The sequence below is a fragment of the Achromobacter dolens genome (assembly GCF_902859745.1).
Classification (GTDB): domain Bacteria; phylum Pseudomonadota; class Gammaproteobacteria; order Burkholderiales; family Burkholderiaceae_B; genus Achromobacter; species Achromobacter dolens.
In genome coordinates, this window is the sequence record NZ_CADIJW010000012.1 from 65,040 (window position 1) to 78,367 (window position 13,328).

Genomic DNA, 13,328 nt, shown 5'->3' on the forward strand with positions numbered 1-13,328 from the left:
GCGCCTTAATATGGCCGAGCCCGGGATGGGCCGGAATTGTTCCCGTCGGTCAGTCTGATAGAAATGTAGCCATGGCTAGATTTGCAGCGACTAGTGTGCGTCTATGAGCACTCTCTCTGAGCGGATCCGCGAGGCCATGGCCGCGGCAAAAAAAAATCAAGCAGATCTGGTCCGAGCCACGGGGGCCAAAAGTTCATCCGTGGCCAACTGGGTGGGCGGGCGCACCAAGAATCTCCGGGGCGAGAACCTGGTCATCGTGGCGCGCCTGCTGAATGTTTCCGAGGCCTGGCTTGGTGCGGGTGTGGGCAAGCGAGAGAGGGGCGGGTCGCTGGCCTGGCCCTTCAGGCAAGTGACTCTGGAGCAATTCGAACTCCTTTCGGCTGAGGCGCGCGCGCATCTCGAAAGCTATCTTGCGTTTCTGGTGCAAGAGAGCGGGGCGCGTGCGTCCCGGTCTTCCGCCTCTACCGCAGGCAGTGTGCCGGCTGAGTCGATTCAACAACTCCGCCAGGGCTTGAAGCGAACGTCTGAAGCGTTGCGTCACCATTTTAGCAAGGAGATTGAACGTGACGACAAAGTTGACGCTGATCGCATCAAGAGGCGACGGGCTTCGGGGAAAAAGTGAGGGGGCGCCGCAGTGTCCCAAGTGTGCTTGCGGCCTTATTCACGCCGGCGAAGAGGTCAGGGCGCGCGCTTGCGTCGATATCCTGAGCGAGGGGCGGTTTCGCCATAGCCTGACCGCCGAGCCTTGTGACCTCATGCCGTTGTTGCTGGCATGCCATATCCTGACAGGCGAAATTCTTGAGAGGCTGAGCAGCCTGGCCTGAGTGGCAAGGGCTTGGTGCCGGCTCGCCGGCGCTGGAAAGTTGACGCAAAAACTAGCCATGGCTAGAATTTGCTGGCGCCAAGTCCCTCCCGTCCTAAGAGCAAACAAGCCGGTCGTTGCGGCCAGTCTGCCTCGCCGCAGTCTGGTTCGCGCCGGCAAACTCATAGGAATCTGACAATGCAACCCGTCATGACGGCGGCATCTTCAATGGCATTGAAGATCGTCACCACTTACGCAATATGTGCCGCGTTGGCCGCGCTTTTAGGCCTGGTAGTCCTGCCGCCCCGTAGTCGCGCCGAGTTGATGATGCGCACAGCATCCACGCTGGTGTGCTCGTTTGCCTTCGGCCCCGCCCTGGCCGCGGCCGCGCTGGCGTGGTTTCCCGCGTTGACCGACGCGTTGGTCTGGTTGGCGGACCACGGCAGTACGGAAGACGAATTCCTGGCAAAGCTCTATGTCATAGCCCCCTGCATGCTGCTGGCGGGGTTGCCAGCCTGGTGGATGCTGGGTGGGTACATGCGGTGGGTCGCTCGCATTCGGAAGATCGGCCTGCTTCCCTGGCTGGATGAACTCCGCGCGAGGCTGCCGCTCCTGGGCGGCGCCAAGGATAAGGAGTGAGTATGCCGCTTCAGTCAGTACTGCATACCGCAATCATGCCGGCGTTGCGACTGCTGCCCCCAGACATGGACACAGCGGGCGCTCGCGTCATGCTGCTCGCTATCGGCCTGCAGGAGAGCGGTTTGAGACATCGATTCCAACTCGTCTCGGGCAAGCCCGGCCTCAAGGGGCCGGCACGTGGCCTCTGGCAGTTCGAAAGAGGAACGAGCGCCAGCCTCGGAGGCGTATGGGGCGTGTGGATGCATCCAGCGAGCAGGCGATGGCTACGGCAACTGTGCCCTGAGCGGCGAGTGAAGATGGATCCTGGCGTAGTACACGAGACCTTGGAGCGTGACGATGTGCTCGCGGCCGGGGTGGCCCGGCTTTTGCTGTGGACCGACCCTCAGGCTTTGCCTTCGATCGATGACGAGCCGCAGGCCTGGGCCCTCTATTTGCGAACCTGGCGCCCTGGCGCCTACGCGCGCGGGAGCCAGGCTCAACGAGCCTCGCTGCGGCAAAAGTGGCGCGGGTATCACGCTCAGGCAGCCGCGCTCGTGGGCGAGGTGACTCCATGAGCGCGGTATCAGGATGGTTGAGTATGTTCAGCGGCAGGGGGATCCTGGTTCCGCTGCTGGTGGCGTCGCTGGCGGCAGGTGTTGCGTGGAATGTCCGCGGATGGCGCGCCGAGAGTCAAGTCGCACAACTCGAAAGACGATGGGCCGACGAGCGTGCGGTGGCGAGCCACGTGCTGGCCACTGCCCAAGACGAAGCCCGCATGCAAACGGAACGCCGATACGAGGTGGTGAATGAAATCAGGAATGAAGCGGATGAGAATCTTGCGCGCGTGTTGGCTGCTGAGCGCGCTGCTGCTGATGAGCGCCTGCGCCAGCAGGCCGTCCTCTTTGCCAGGCGCCAAGCCGGTCGCTGCGGCCATTCCCACTCTGCCGGCGTCGGCGCGTCAGCCGCCGACCCCATCGGCCTGTTCGCCGAGTTGTTTGGCGAACTTGATCGAATGGCGGAAGTCTACGCGAGCGAAGCTGACCGGCGTCGAGTCGCCGGGTTAGCGTGCGAGCGAACGTATAGCGAGATCAGGGGGAAGTAGCCGCCCAAACACCGAGAGAAACGCCTCTGCCGTCGCGCGGGAGTCGCACGGGACAGGCAATTATCGAGGTAGGCATGGCGCCGAGGTTCTGGCGCCATGCCTTTCTTTTTCTTCAGCGCGGAGGCTTGCTCGGTAGTGAAGGAAGGCGAGGGCTGGCCGTCCACATAAAGCAGTGTTTTTTGCTCCCTCGCACGCATCGCTCAGTGCCACGGCGCTAACCCGTAGCTCGGCCAAGCCCTCTAGTCGGGATACTCCCGCGCTCCCATGAAGCAGGGTAAATAACGCTCAAGTATCACGTCCAGACTCGTCGCCGCGCTAACCGGCGACCGCTGGAGTACCCCGACTGAAGGGCTCGTACGTGAGCATATTCTGGAAGGGGCGGAGTGCTCTTGAGAACATTCTGAGTGCCTGTGGGCGACTAGGGTAGCCGCGAAACGATGAATGAAGTTTCGTATTGGTGGCCAGGAAATTGGCTGTTGACGCGCTGGGAGAATTCCTCTTTCGAGACGCGATGGTGGTACGTGTCGTGTAGCAGGACCAGAAACGCCTCCCGGCTGTCCGTCGTATCGAGCGGCAGGCGCTGGTACCGCGGGTTGGCGTCAATCTGACTGACGAGCCCATTGAGCCAGGCCTGGAACGGCTGGTCGTCGACAGCCGCGTCAACCCGCGGGTTCTGCTCGGTTGCGCATCCCTGTACCACAGGCAACGCAAGGACCGCTGAAACCAGAAAGGCACGGCATATTTTTGCGTAGCGATGTTTCATGATCGTGTGCTCCCGGTATAGAGCCGCCGCAGTAAGGGTTCGCGGCCGGATTGATAACAGTTGGTCAGCTTAACCGCACGAGATTTCTGAGTGAATGATTAATCCATGGATTTGACAAAAAGGCACCGAAACTTCTCGCCGCGGCGTGTTTTGCCACCCATGCGAGGGGCGATCCTTCTACGATTGCTGCGCCACTTTTTCGAGTGGAAAACCGCAGAACGTCTGCATCTATTGAAGGAAATAACATGTTTCGAAAAATCATGACGGGCCTGGCATTTTCGGGGGCACTCGCCGCGAGCTGCGGCGCTTATGCCGCGGACGTTCATCCGGTAACGGGCGCGACGCCCGGAAGCCATCAATCCGCCAAGGCACCTGCCCACGCTGGCAAGCAGCCTCAACAAGCGGGAGCCCAGAGCACCAAGTCTGATCGTCAGCGCCAAGTGCAGCCGACGGAGCAGCATCAGCGTAAGCCTGCCACTGCCGCAGGCAAGCCGCACACCGACGCCAGGAAGTAAGCTCCGCGGGTTGGTAGGAGGCGCCATGGTTTAACGTTCGGCCATGCGGGCAAATAGGCAGGCTGCCGGCCATGGCTTGATGCCCTGCGTCCGGGGGCGGCGTGCGTGCCCGTGCCGCCATGCGCCTTTCGCCTATTGCCATCACTGATTCTGGTCCCTCCGGCATGCTGCGAACGCGTTGGCGACTCTTGTCCCTGGCGCTCCTGTTGATGGTGCTGATCGGGTTCATTGTCGCGCTGGCCTGTATGGGTACGCCTCGGGCCATGCGCGCCGCAATGGCGTTGGGTGGGACCCTGGCCGGCATGCTGGCGCTTGCGGTGTTTGTCTGCCGCAGGTGAGGATTGTTATCCACACTGCTGAGTAACTTTACGGCGACCTCTTCGGTACGGCTGTGCAGTTAGCAACTGGGACGTAAGGGCCGCGCGCGTTGTGTGTGGTTCTGAAGGCCAGGCGTCTATTGCAATTGAACCCTGATGTATCACCGCTGCGGGCTTCGTCGCTGCCGTGGGGGGGGGGGCGGCAGTTAATTCGGACGCGCTGCATCACTTGGTGTGATGCAGGGCTGTCGCCCACGAATTCGTCAAGAGCAACGACATCAGCATCAACGATCACTCGTTCAACGCGAATCTCTCCGGATCGCGCGTCGAGTTGGGCCTGGGTACCACCCTTCAGATCGGCAAGCACCTCAGTGCGCATCTGAACCGCAAATAGGGGAAAGCCCGGCACGCGAGCAGGTCCTTTCCATGCAGCCGATTTCCGGACCGCATTAATCGCATTTGCCGGCACCGCGCCACGTGGCACTCCGGAAATAACAAGAACTATTTAGGAGCTTTTTCTTCGGATAGGATTTCCCTGAAGCGTTTGACTCCCGCCTCGATGTTGCCGTAGCCCGCTGAGCGCGAGGCGAGGCGGCGAAGTGCGCAGACGTCGCCGCCTGCCGTGTGTCGTGCCATCGGTGTGTCGCGGTAGTCCATGCTAGCTCCTGTTCCCTGTTCCCTGTTCCCTCGTGGAGGTCCTGAACATGCCTGAAATGACTGCCGAGAATGGCGGCAATCCTCAACCCATTCTTGATCGCGCGAGAAATCTGGTTCCAGACCCGCAATTCGAAAAGGTGGTTTCGCTGCAGCGGAGCTATGCGGATGCTGATGACGTAGCGTACATCTACCGCACGACGCGCTGGTCGGATGACTGGGCGGTAACCGGTTCTTCCTCGAGCGTCATTGAATTGCTGGGCCAGCATTGGTTTGGCCCGGTCGACGATCATGGGGGCGTGTATTACCGCATTGGGTGGCCGCAAGATCCTCAGGGAAACAGAATCCACTATGCCATGATGATCACGACGCTCGGCGAGATGTCCCTGGCCAAGAAAGTGCATCTGCCCCAGGGGGCGGTAAACGTCAATTTTCTTGGCGTCCGGAATAACTGGCTCGGCTCATTGACCCATGAGGCCGAGCTGGAGGTGATCCTGGAACAGGACGGGGGGCGAGCCACCAGCCAAAAGCTCCAATTCCGGCGTCAGGACAAGAACAACCCGTCGTCCACGGACGGTCATTGGCAACGCTACAGCGTCGACTTTCAGGTTCCCCAGGCCGGAAATTATTGGCTGAGGTTCCGTGGCGTGCCGCAAGGGAACAATCCTCCGCAGTGCGCCCCTTTCATTACGGATATTTTTTTGTGTCCCAGGGCCAAGCCCAAGCTCTTGAACGTAGAAGGCGCAGAGGGACCGGCGCCGCATTGGAAGGTGAAGGCGCGAGCGGACCAACACTTCCGTCCTCTCACATTTCTCTTTGCCGTTGGCTCTGGCTTTGGCGTGCTGCGGAACCATCTCGTCACAGTCGAGCTTCGCGATCCCGCCCAGAGCGGCTTGCATTTCGAAGGCGCCGATCAGACGAAATTCAGCGATCGCACGAACAGCGACGGTTTTTTCTTTCTGCCTGGGCATCAGTTGAAGGCTGGGCCGAAGGCGGACAAGACCGGCGAGCTTGTCGTTGTCATTGATGGGGAAGAAATCGGCAGGGTGAGTCTGGAAGTCTTGGAGAGGGCGCCAATATCCGGTGTGGCGGAATCCGTCGATATCTATGCATCCCCTTATCTAAGCGGGGACATGCAGACCGCGGCGAGCAGACGACGCTTCTCGCGCGCGCTTCGCGTTTCCGTATTCGATTCTGGCCATCAGCGGGCGACCAGTGGGCAGGTCACCTTCTCCGCCTCCAGCACGAATGGCCAGGTTCGGAGCTATGTTTCGGCAAGCGAGAACCTTGAGTGGAATTCCGCCTCGCAGACCGAGGTCGACGTGCCGGTAAGGGACGGCAACGCGCAGGCCTGGCTGATCGGCGAGTTTTCGGGGGCCGATTCCGCGGGGCCGATCGCTGTCGCTGCGAAGGTGAAGGGAAAGAGCAGTCGCAGCGTTATTTTCCACGAAAGCGTGTGGTCACAGAACGCAAGTTTCCTGATTCTCCGCGTGGGGGGAGATCGCCAGCATGTGACGCCCGGCGCTCCCGTTACTGGCCTGAGAGCCAAGCTCGTCATGGAGAGTACTTCACGAGGAATTTCCAATGAGTGGATCCGATGGGAGATCATGGATGCCACCGTACTGCGTTTCAAACCGTTGGAACCGGGCGCCATTTTCTACCAGGAAAGCGCACACACGATCTGGACCAGAACTGACCCCGACGGGATTGCGCGAGCGCCCGCGTTGGAACGCATCGGCAGCGACAAGGGCACCGGTCACGTCAGGGCGTCAACGCCCTTGGCGGCCGAGACCAGCTTTACCTTGTTCCTGGACCCGGCGATACAGTACACCATCGGGGTCGGGGAAAACGATGCGCTTCCGCTTCATACGGTGCAACATCGCACGATAACGGTCAGGGATTCGATCACAAATCGGCCTGTAAGCGGTGTGCGAGTGGACGCAGAAGTCCTGGGAGAAGACGGTAACCCGGCGCAAATCCATCCATTGCGGCAGCACCAAATCACCAATAGCGCAGGGCAAGTTTCGTTTGCGTTTACCGCCGGTCACTCCGGGGCGACGACGGTGCTGTTGTCCGCGGAAAAGGCACACGTTAGAAGGTTGCTGTTGACGGCGACGAGTCACGTAGTGCGAGAGACCTTGACCGTTCTCACACAGCAGCCATTGATGGTTTCACGTGACCACGAGACAAAGGGCACCAATCTGATCACGGTCGTGCTGGATCCGGCGGATGATGATGTCGACAGCATTGCCTATGCGATCACGCCGGCAGACGATGATGGCCTGCTGCTCAAGGACGAGAGCGGGAACTGGAATTCCAACGGGAAGTTGCCGATGGTGGACGGAAGGACGACTATCACGGCGCTGCGGGTCGGCGTAAGCGAGACTTCACAGTACCAGATCCAGTTCTCGGTCCCCGGGCAGGAGCATGCTATCCATCCCGTGACATTCCAGGTCAGGGTGGGCGAGGGGGCTGCGGCCCTGGAGGTCTATCCGCAGGGGACGAGCAGCGACCATCCCTACGAGATCGATTCGGGGACCAGTATTGACAATGACCCGAACGTTCGGGTGATCGCCTACAGGGATACGAAGAAGACGATTCTGGCACCGAATGCCCGGCTGCATTTTTTCATTGTTGTCACAGAGCCATCAGGTGCCTCGCCCGACGCGGTGGCCTTCAAGGACGGGAGTCTGAGCGCCACGGGCATAACGGACCCGAACGGTCAGTGCTTTGTGCCTGCCTTCAAGGTCAAGAACGGGTTTGTGGGGGCCTTCAATATTGCTGTGTCGAATGAGGGGGCGGGCACAACGTTGGCCAATTTGTACTTTGGCGTGAAACAGGCTGCCGCAGCGACCTTGCTCGAGTTCGAGGACGCGCGCACAAAGCTGAAACCGTCGCACCCTTACGCGGTTGGGGTCATCGGCTCCGTGAAGGTCTATTCGGATGCCGGCAAGCAACATCCCGTGCGATCGGGACAGGTGGCATTCTCGCTGACAGGCGAGACAAAGGGCGCAACCTTTCAGGAGGAGGGCGGTAAGTTTCCGAGCGGTGGCAAGGCCATTGTTCGAAAGGTGGTTTCCCTGGATTCGTCTGGAGAGGCTCAAATCCCGGCGATCAGGACCGGGCATGCAGGGAGCCTGACGCTGAACGCGACCGTCGTGGGTACCAGCGTGGATCGGACCCTGGCTATCACCGTTGCTTGACGCAAGGCTGTGAGGGGGGCTCGAAAAACGAGAGCCCCCTTTGTTTGCGCGACACCGAATCTTAAAGAACCTATGCATATCACCGACATTCTGGAAGCGACAAATCATGCCCGATCCCGATGATCTCGCCATTGCGGTCGTTCCGCGCGCGCTGGATACCATATCCGCGAAAGGCGATGACCGAATCGGATTCGCCGTTACCCGGTTAAACAATCCGGGCGGCCTTCTCGGCGTGCTCGTGTCCGCGGACATCGTGACGCCCGCGGGGGCTGGCTTCCCTGAAGATGCGTCGCCCCAACTGTCGGTCGACGGCCAACAGTGGAGCAGCGGCGCGGACAAGAGGACAGATGCGAGCGGCCTGGCCTGGTTTTACATACGCAGTCGCTCCAGCGCCGGGAAATTCCAGGTCAGTGGCGCTATCGGCGATGCAAAGGCGCCCTTCCACAAAGTCCACGCATCGCTTGTCGCGAAGGGATCCGTTGTCGAGGTTGAATTTGCACCGAAAACGTCATTGACCACCTGGCAGGGCGAAGCATTCACACACGCGGCCGCGATCCACGTCAAGACCGTCCCTGACTCCAAGCTTGGGGTCACTTTGCGGCTAGCCGGCCCCGACAAGGCGCAAGGCGCTTCGGAAAACAATGCCCACTTCCTTACCGGCCCACGCCAGGAAGCCACCGTGGTGTCGGGCAGGGAACTCCCTCCGATCCAGGCCGGCAAGCGTATCGGAGAGGTCACGATAACGCCCTCGGCGGGCGGGCACACCGGCAAGCCGTTGACGTGGCATGTGCTGCCCGTGCCGGACCGGTTGACAAATGACTGGGGCACAACGCCCCGACACATGTCCATGCGTGCCGCCGTGCGAGAAGGGGTGGTTCTTCCCTTTCGATTGTCCGGGCACAAGACGCTAGGCGATTCAACTGGCGAACCCGACTCCATCGTGCCGGTCGGCCAATGGGCCATCCAGCTTAGCCTCGACGCCACGCCGCACGCAAAATTCAAAGAGGGTTCGACGGGTGGAGGCAACAGCTTGATTCTACGCACGGACGCCAGCGGAATCGCGAGCATCCCTGCAGGGGCTCTGCAGATCCAGGCGAGCGCCCGCAATCAGACCATCACGATCCGGGCGGCATGGAGCAAGAATCCCACGAATGCCGGCCCCTGGGCTCCTTTCCCGCAAGACGGCGCTATCTCGATCTACTTTGACCCTTGACTTCGGAGCGAAGAGCGTCAACATCAACCCCTCTGTCCGTAACATTAGCCAGCGAACTGCAAGACAAACAGTGCCCACTCCAGGCATACACCAGGAACATCCTGGTAACAACCGGAGGTACTGCTTAGGGGGTAGAAAGTGATATCGAGGCGAATCTCGAGCCAAGGTATATCGCTACGACGCCTCTGGGAAAACGGCGGCCGATGTAAACGCCGAGATGTATTACGAAGAGCTCCCGCTGCCACCGCCGCAACGGGTACGCGCGTGCAATTCGCGGCGATCGCCTAGCGGCCGCTCAATGGCAAAGCGTATCTGTGGGTTCCGGACACACAGGGCAATCTAGTCACCTTTGATACGTCTGGATGGTCAGGTCCTCGTTAGGCATCGATGTCTCGGCAAGGCCGGCGCCGCAGGATCGAGCGCGGGGCGCTGTGCCGGCTGGATGTGCAGCCGGCGGGCTGTATCCCAAGGGCCGATAGGAATTGAAGGTGAACGTCCATACCGACTTCACGAAGGGTTGGACCGGATGGGTCAGCTTTCGGCAGTGGGGGCACGCAGGACATATCATCCGTATGTCGGGCGGATGGGCGTGAAGTACGCATGGTGATGCGTGAAGCAGGCGTTCAGGAAGGCGCTGAAACCCTCCACGGGCGCGGGGCGCCCGTGGAGGCTAGGCAGTGTCCGCGGGGATTAATCGTCCTTCACCGTGAACGTGTGACTCGTCGATAGGACGCCGATCGTGGCGTCTATGATCAAGGTGCCTTCCTGTTTCACCTTCAGGGGGGGTACCTTCGCCCAACCTTTAGCGTTGATCCGGGAGCTGGATTGTTGTTGATCGTAGGCCCCGTCCTTCCCGGCGAATCTGGCGGTGGCGGTGCTGCTGGCGTTTATTGCGAAGTTGACTGTCCCCGAGTGGGCGGGAACCGTCGATCGGGCATCCGTGTAGACCTGCACGCGGCCCGCCTCCCGATCCTCATCATAGACTTTGGGATGTAGCGTCTTGAGCGTTTCGTCCGGGTCGAACCTGATGACCTGAGGCGGGGAAGCTGTAAGCGCCTGAAAATAGAACACGCCGTCGGCGGTCGACGAGGTGCCTGCGTACACCGACACGCGAAAGTCGCCTGTGAAATTGCGCGCTATCTTGATCGCTGGCAGCGGGCACTTTCCGTCCGCTCTTGAGGTGCCCACGTGCTCGGTTTTCGAGCCTTCGGTGAAGGCGACCTCGTCGGAGGTGTGATTGGGCGCCTCAATGTCGATCAGGAATTTTACTTGGGCGTTGGCAGCGGCGCTGTTGTGCCCGGAATCCGTATATACCTGAACATACATGGACGGATCGTTCCCGATTTCGGAATCGGAATCGACCTTCAGGCGATTTGTGTCGCTACTGGTGGCTGGGTGTAGCTGCACGTAGGCCAATCCACCCACCTTGATGGTCGCTTCATCATGCAGGGTGGATTCATGCCCGGGAATCGTAAAGCGGATCTTGAATTCGGCCGGGTTGGGGGGCGAGGCCGCTCCGATCCGAAGCTTGCCAAGATAGGCGACGCTGTCGTGAAAAGGCAAATTCCCTTCGCGCACCCATGTTCCGTCCTGCCAGACGTAAAGTCCATCATTTCGCTGGGGCGAGACCTTGAAATTCACCAAAGGGATTCCGTCATCGGGAGGGCTCAGGTGAATGCTGACCGGATGATCCGCGGTCGGTTGCCCGGGAAGGAGCGTGAGCTGTCTTCCAAGGGTTACCGTCAGGGTGCTCGTGACCAAATGTCCCGTGGCGAACAGGTACAGCACTATAAACTGCGCTTTGTCGGTTTCGAATTTCAAGGCGAAAGTGCCGCTTTTGCGCGCGACAACTTTGAATGTCGCAACCCCCTCCTGGTTGGTTACCACCGACGCGGGCGCGGTGGGCGTAATCGTGGCATTCGCCAGATTGCTCCTGCTTTCCACGGCTGCCCGCACATGGACGTTCGGCACGCCCTTGCCTGCGTTGTCCATTACTTTCACGCTGACATCCGTTTCGGTATTGACGGCGATTTCTGATTCTTGGTCCACTCGGACCAGGTGGTACCTGACCCTTGGTTCGTTCAGCTTCAGATTCAGGGTGAATACAGCGGTTTGCGCGACGGGCGACGCCACGCTAACTATGGCGGTGCCCACCGACCCGGCCGTCACGTGGATACGCGGGGCGGAAGCGTGTCCATCGGGATCCGTGCGCGTCCAGACGGACTCCCCGTTTTCCCACTCAATACTTGCTCCTGACGGGACCGGCTCGAATTGCATCAGGCTTGGCGTATCGATCGTCCAATGTAGCCATTCGCCATCGGCGCCGACGGATGTATTGTCCGCGCGAACCGCGCGGATCCGCAGGGGGGCGGGCAGCTCGCCTTGGTACACGGTTTGGCCGTCGCCCTGTTCCTTGCTCAAGGTCAGCGCCGTCTGGGTGGGCCACACATTCTCATGAAAAGCGACCGTCGGCTCCAGTTTTCCTTGCACGTGGGCTTCGATCTTCAAATGTCCGGGATGCGCTGAGCTATTTTGTCCCCATAGCCAGACTTTGGCGCGTCCGTCGTTGACCGGGACGTCCAATTGCGTACGCTTTTCAAGGGAAATGGTGGTCCAGCTACCATCCTCCGATTCGGTGAGATAGCCCGCGGCCCCGTTGTCCGAATTGACCACCTTGAAGGTCACGTGTCCTTTGGTTGCCCTGCCGCCTTTGGCATCGCGAACGTCCACCGACAGAGCGTGACGAAAGCGCGTCTGGCTCGCCGCGCTCTGCGCGTCGCCGCTGAGGTAGGCGAAGCGGGCCTTGAGCACCGTTTCCGCCTCTCCCTGATGGTCGGGCAGCGAGGCTTGCTTCACAACCAGTTTGATGGTGGCAATGACTTGGCCGTCCGCCTTGACGAGAAGCTCGTCGGATGCGGCGCTCGCGGGAGGCGAGCCGGCGCGCAGGGTCGTTGCCGGCATGACGACATTTGCCTCTCTATCAGATTCCACTTGAAGCAAATGACTATCGCTTTGATGTTCAAAGTGGCTGCCCGAGGCCGCCGGCTGCTTGATCTCAAAGGTCACGGGAAAGTGGCGAAGCAGGGTACCGGAGATACTATCAAAAAGGAAGAACTTGAACGAAGGGAAATACCCGTTGGCGTTTGCCTCCAGGGTAAGGTTGTCGCCGCTACCCTTTATCGGGGCTTGGATCCCAAGCGCCTTGAGCTTGTGTCGATACGCCAGCACGATGTCCGCAACGAACGAACCGCAGATCGGGCTGATAGGGTCATTGGGGACCCCTTTCATGATCAAGCGATATTTGCCCGGCTTCTCGATGTTGAAGTCGTGACTACGCCGCATCCAATCCCCGTGCGCGGTATCGAAGAACGTTGCAACCAGTGACTCGCCGCCGATAACGCCCTGCGGGCGCAATTCGACGTCGAAAGAGGCACCGAGCGTTCCGCAATTATGGATGTTGTCCCTGACGCTCAGAAAGTTAAGATTGACCATTCCTGCAATGGGGAGGTCGACGTCCTGTCCTAGTTCCCCGTAGCCCCAGCCATTTGTATTGATGGCAAAGCCGCGGTCTCCAGACTCTACGGGAGGCCATCCAATGGGATATCCCGTCCACTCCCGATGTGTCGCGGCATACTCGAACCACCCTTTGCCGAGAAGCTCAATGTCGTGGACTGCCCGCGCCGTGGGTGTGTCGCCATCAACGTCCCAGATGTTGGACCAATGATGGCCAGGGTCAGGGTACGCTTTCTGCGAGAAGAGGCGGATAGCGGCGGCATTGCCTTCCGTCAGGTCCCGCCAATACTTTTCAACCTCCAAGAAGCGTCCGTCTCTTACAAGATTTTTTGACGTGGTGGCGCGGACGGGGGCGGGGCCTGAGATCTTAACGGGCATATGAGAATCTCCAGTGGGGAAAAGGGTTGGCTGTCAGAGGGGATAGCTTTATGGGCAGGGGGGGGCTAGCCGAGCCAGCACGGTGGGAACTTGGTCAAGTGCCAGTGCATGTGTGAAGACATGCGTCGTTGTTGACCCTTGGCTTCCACACCCGTCCGCATTCGCAACATGAGAAGCCATGGACATCCTAGCGCTACCCGCGTGGGGTCGGATAGGGCAGGCTATTTCCGGAAGAGCGCTGCCGCGGTCC

General features: G+C 60.2%; 10 protein-coding genes and 1 pseudogene. 8 read left to right on the forward strand and 3 right to left on the reverse strand.

Annotated features, from left to right (window positions below; all coding sequences use genetic code 11):
* The first annotated feature begins 103 nt into the window (after positions 1-103).
* From HV783_RS11850 to HV783_RS11860, 3 genes are all read left to right on the forward strand, one after another.
* Entirely contained in the window at positions 104-622 is a 519-nt protein-coding gene (locus HV783_RS11850) for a helix-turn-helix domain-containing protein (RefSeq protein WP_144655502.1), read from the forward strand.
* A gap of 408 nt (positions 623-1,030) precedes the next feature.
* Positions 1,031-1,441 carry a hypothetical protein gene (locus tag HV783_RS11855; protein WP_254603882.1) on the forward strand — a complete coding sequence of 137 codons (411 nt, stop codon included), beginning with the start codon at positions 1,031-1,033 and terminating at the stop codon, positions 1,439-1,441.
* A 550-nt stretch (positions 1,442-1,991) separates the two neighbouring features.
* Positions 1,992-2,522, forward strand: a complete 531-nt coding sequence (locus HV783_RS11860) for a DUF2514 family protein (RefSeq protein ID WP_175189194.1) — start codon at positions 1,992-1,994, stop codon at positions 2,520-2,522.
* 418 nt (positions 2,523-2,940) lie between these two features.
* Here HV783_RS11860 and HV783_RS11865 read toward each other — a convergent pair whose 3' ends face one another.
* Positions 2,941-3,285 (reverse strand): hypothetical protein, encoded by a 345-nt coding sequence (locus tag HV783_RS11865; RefSeq protein WP_144655498.1) that lies wholly within the window; start codon positions 3,283-3,285, stop codon positions 2,941-2,943.
* A gap of 245 nt (positions 3,286-3,530) precedes the next feature.
* Between HV783_RS11865 and HV783_RS11870 the strand changes: the two genes are divergently transcribed.
* The 3 genes and pseudogenes from HV783_RS11870 to HV783_RS29650 form a co-directional block, all read left to right on the forward strand.
* Positions 3,531-3,800 carry a hypothetical protein gene (locus HV783_RS11870; RefSeq protein ID WP_175189195.1) on the forward strand — a complete coding sequence of 90 codons (270 nt, stop codon included), beginning with the start codon at positions 3,531-3,533 and terminating at the stop codon, positions 3,798-3,800.
* 206 nt (positions 3,801-4,006) lie between these two features.
* Entirely contained in the window at positions 4,007-4,138 is a 132-nt protein-coding gene (locus HV783_RS29615; RefSeq protein WP_269872144.1) for a hypothetical protein, read from the forward strand.
* A 235-nt stretch (positions 4,139-4,373) separates the two neighbouring features.
* Positions 4,374-4,511: pseudogene (locus HV783_RS29650) on the forward strand (autotransporter outer membrane beta-barrel domain-containing protein); the annotation flags it as partial.
* A 107-nt stretch (positions 4,512-4,618) separates the two neighbouring features.
* On the opposite strand, the gene HV783_RS11880 reads toward HV783_RS29650, so the two are convergent.
* Positions 4,619-4,774 carry a hypothetical protein gene (locus HV783_RS11880; protein WP_175189196.1) on the reverse strand — a complete coding sequence of 52 codons (156 nt, stop codon included), beginning with the start codon at positions 4,772-4,774 and terminating at the stop codon, positions 4,619-4,621.
* A 47-nt stretch (positions 4,775-4,821) separates the two neighbouring features.
* Here HV783_RS11880 and HV783_RS11885 point away from each other — a divergent pair, with 47 nt between their 5' ends.
* Positions 4,822-7,974 (forward strand): hypothetical protein, encoded by a 3,153-nt coding sequence (locus HV783_RS11885; RefSeq protein WP_175189197.1) that lies wholly within the window; start codon positions 4,822-4,824, stop codon positions 7,972-7,974.
* 106 nt (positions 7,975-8,080) lie between these two features.
* Positions 8,081-9,187, forward strand: a complete 1,107-nt coding sequence (locus HV783_RS11890; RefSeq protein WP_175189198.1) for a hypothetical protein — start codon at positions 8,081-8,083, stop codon at positions 9,185-9,187.
* 690 nt (positions 9,188-9,877) lie between these two features.
* Here HV783_RS11890 and HV783_RS11895 read toward each other — a convergent pair.
* The gene (locus HV783_RS11895; protein ID WP_175189199.1) at positions 9,878-13,078 is read right to left on the reverse strand and encodes an Ig-like domain-containing protein; all 3,201 of its coding nucleotides are present in this window, start codon (positions 13,076-13,078) and stop codon (positions 9,878-9,880) included.
* Positions 13,079-13,328 lie beyond the last annotated feature (250 nt).

Coding starts and splice junctions, on each gene's coding strand:
- HV783_RS11895 (WP_175189199.1), bottom strand. CDS start 13,078: ATGCCCGTTAAGATCTCAGGCCCCGCCCCCGTCCGCGCCACCACGTCA.
- HV783_RS11870 (WP_175189195.1), top strand. CDS start 3,531: ATGTTTCGAAAAATCATGACGGGCCTGGCATTTTCGGGGGCACTCGCC.
- HV783_RS11850 (WP_144655502.1), top strand. CDS start 104: ATGAGCACTCTCTCTGAGCGGATCCGCGAGGCCATGGCCGCGGCAAAA.
- HV783_RS11880 (WP_175189196.1), bottom strand. CDS start 4,774: ATGGACTACCGCGACACACCGATGGCACGACACACGGCAGGCGGCGAC.
- HV783_RS11855 (WP_254603882.1), top strand. CDS start 1,031: ATGGCATTGAAGATCGTCACCACTTACGCAATATGTGCCGCGTTGGCC.
- HV783_RS11860 (WP_175189194.1), top strand. CDS start 1,992: ATGAGCGCGGTATCAGGATGGTTGAGTATGTTCAGCGGCAGGGGGATC.
- HV783_RS11865 (WP_144655498.1), bottom strand. CDS start 3,285: ATGAAACATCGCTACGCAAAAATATGCCGTGCCTTTCTGGTTTCAGCG.
- HV783_RS11890 (WP_175189198.1), top strand. CDS start 8,081: ATGCCCGATCCCGATGATCTCGCCATTGCGGTCGTTCCGCGCGCGCTG.
- HV783_RS11885 (WP_175189197.1), top strand. CDS start 4,822: ATGCCTGAAATGACTGCCGAGAATGGCGGCAATCCTCAACCCATTCTT.